Genomic DNA, 1,449 nt, shown 5'->3' with positions numbered 1-1,449 from the left:
TTCATCCCGGCCTTAAAGGTATTCAGGTCCATAGTGTATGAATCAAATATGTCTTCATAGGCTACTTCCTTACGATTCCAGCTTTTGGTAGCATAAATCTCGTAAGCGTATGCTTTTGCATATAATCCTTTTTTTGAAGAAGTAATCTTATATGCGAGCTTGTAGTATGAGATGCTGTAGGTATAACCATCATTGGCTTTGTTCAGATTGGCTATCTGTGAACGGCTGTATCCTGCATGATTCTCGGAGTTCTGCAGTGCAGCTTCTCGTTGGGTAGATGATGGATAAAAGTTTTCATCTGTAGTGCTGATTCTGTACCAGTGATCACCATTGATAATTGAGTTATTGTCTTCGGGAGGATAATAGTCGCAAAGTTTAATGGTGCCAGCATCTACACGGTAGATATACCACCTTTGTGTGTAGTACTGGCCGAATGCTTCATTGGCATAGTCTGTAATCCATGCCGTTGTGTTGTAATTCGACAAAGAGAAGAGATTGGCGATGCCTTCCTCACCACCGATAAACTGTAATAAGGTATTTCCGGCATTCTTGGAAAGATTGCCGTATAAGTCGTACACATTCTCGGCTATCTCAATGACACTGCTTGTCTTCTCCATGATGGTACCGTTAAAGGAACTGTTCCCAAGAATGGAACTTACAGCATTGCCGGCTCCAGCTGAAGCAAGGCTAACGCCCATCGCATAGAGGTTATCTATGTCTTGCTTCAGGTTTTCCTTTGTGAAGTTTGTCCCGATATTTGAGAAGCTTTCAAGCAGAACATTCCAATCCACATTGCCCAGTTCTGACAATTTCAGAATTGCTGCAAGTTCCTGGTTGATTTCAAGAAATACGATGTCCTTGAATGACAAAGTACTATTGGTAACAATAGACTCAAACTGATAACACAAAGTCTTTACCTCATCACAGATCTTATAGAGATAGCTACCCCAATAGAGGGCGTTATGAGGACTTTTAAGCATCATGCCGGCAACAGTCCATATTTTGGGCATAATTTTGGCAGACACCATGTTGTATATACGGCGGTAATAGTAGTTCTCTGTTGCACTGGTCCAAAGTCCCAGATTTGTGAGAGCTCTGCGATCGAGGAACTTGGAACTGAAGATTCCTGCAGCAGCCACTTCCGCTGCCTGATAATGTTCCCTGATCTTGGCTATCTGTTGAGCATAATACGCCTCAGTAGCAGCTTCTGTACCGAAAGCCGCCGACATTTCCGCTACAGTGCGAGTATCATAATTTACACTGTAATACTGTGCCATAGCAGGCACTATAGCACAGAGAAATAGAAGTTGTATTATCAGATAGCGTTTCATTTTCAAATCTTACATTTCTGTTTTTGTTTTGAGATTAAGAACATGTTGAGCCTGGTTCACCTTTTGTACAAAGGCCAAAGACTTGGTTATTCCTGAAAGACTCCGATCTCGGCAATAG

General features: G+C 42.0%; 1 pseudogene. It reads right to left on the bottom strand.

What is annotated here, in order from left to right:
• Positions 1 to 1,331 (bottom strand): annotated as a pseudogene (locus AB5935_RS23660) (hypothetical protein); the annotation flags it as partial.
• Positions 1,332 to 1,449 lie beyond the last annotated feature (118 nt).

Source organism: Phocaeicola sp. RTP21198st1_B8_RTP21198_201120, assembly GCF_040929485.1.
Lineage (GTDB): Bacteria > Bacteroidota > Bacteroidia > Bacteroidales > Bacteroidaceae > Phocaeicola > Phocaeicola dorei.
The sequence above is the reverse complement of the archived record's forward strand: the minus strand, read 5'-3'. Positions and strand labels throughout refer to the sequence as shown.